The 1470-nt window shown below is 70.1% G+C and carries 1 protein-coding gene; it reads right to left on the bottom strand.

Translation table 11 applies throughout. The features are described from left to right. Positions 1–195: 195 nt before the first annotated feature. Positions 196–1428: an IS4 family transposase gene (locus tag ACZ4W5_RS37995; RefSeq protein WP_465659826.1), complete on the bottom strand. Its 1233-nt coding sequence runs from the start codon at positions 1426–1428 to the stop codon at positions 196–198. Between the last annotated feature and the right edge of the window lie 42 nt (positions 1429–1470).

The following is a 1470-nucleotide window of genomic DNA, read 5'->3' as shown; positions in this document are numbered from 1 at the left end:
CCAATACCGGTGATTTAGGTTGTTTTCCGGCTGGTTGAGGTCGCTCGGGTCGGCCCAACCAGCCGGACCGTTGGGGTGTCGGGTCGCGGTGGGCTGCGGTGCTCGGCGCGTTTGAGTGCCCAGTTGGACATCTTGCGTTTGATCACACGGGGGTTGGAGCGTAACCGCCGTGCGGGCAGCAGCCGTTCGGTGATCTCACGCAGGCTCTGGGCGATGGCCCGGGCGAGCCGGGAGGGGGGAAAGCGCCGCCTGCCCGGTGACGTGGCGGCGGACGATGCGCAGGGTGCGGGTGAAGGAGATCCGGTCCGGGTCGTGCCCGCCCTTGAGGGCGGCCTGGTGCATCAGGTCCCGCAACGCATGGTGGACCAGCAGGAACGCGAAGATCTCCTGTTCGACCCCTCGCGGGTGCCGCGAACGGAGCACGAGCCGGGGCCCGCCCTGGTGGTTCTTGATCTCGTCGAGGGTGTTCTCGATCTCCCACCGCTGGGCATACAGGGCTGCGAGCTCGTCCGCCGGAGCCCGGGCCGGGTCCAGGACGGTGGTGATCAGCCGGTAGACGGTGCCGTCGCGGCCGAGCCTGTACTCGATCACCCGGACCCGTTCCGGCTCCGTGCGGCGGTAGTTGTCCCGCGCGGCGACGATCTCCGACAGGTAGGAGCCGTCCGCGAGGGTCTCGACCACAGGCAGCACGACGACGCTGCGGACCCGCCACAGCAGGTCGGCGCCGCCCGCCTTCGCCGCCCGCCACAGGTCGAAGCCGCAGAATCCCCGATCCGCCAGGACGAGCATCCCCTCGGTCAGGGCGGGGAACAGCCGCGCGGCCAGAGCACTCTCGTGCAGCGCCAGAGGACCGGCCTCGGCTGCGAACACGGCATGGGTGCCGCACTCGGCCAGGGCCGCCACCCTCACCTGCGGATACGCACTGCGGCCCTGCCCACGGCTGGTTCCCGGACGCCCGAAGAACTCCGCATTCGCCACCGTGTCCGGCACATCGAAGACGGTGCCGTCCACCGCGACCAGCCGCCAGCGCCGATACCAGGCACCCTGCGTCCCGGCGACCGCGACCGGCCGGCAGACCCGCCCGAACAGGATCCGCAACGGCTCCGGGCCCAACCGCAGCCGGGCCCGGCCGATCGCCGCCGTCGTCGGCACCCGCCAAGTGGCCGCCCATCGGCCCTCCCGCTCCAGTCCCTGCACCAGGAGCCGGGCCACCTCCTCATAGCCCTGACCGAAGAACAGGCACATCGCCAGGACGAAATAGACCACAACCCGCGCGGGAAGCAGCCGCGTTCGCTGCTCGACCCGACCGCACTCGGCGACGACCTCGTCGACCAACTCGGGCGGGAAGGCCCGCGTCAGCACCCCCAACGCGATCCGATCCGAGAGCCGATCACTCGCCGGCAACTTCACCTGTCCAGGCCTTGGCACAAACCACTCAACGACCGAATCACACCAAAGTCACCGGTATTG

The organism is Kitasatospora sp. NPDC029367, from assembly GCF_055569135.1.
Note: the sequence above shows the minus strand (reverse complement) of the source record. Positions and strands in the feature narration are given on the sequence as shown.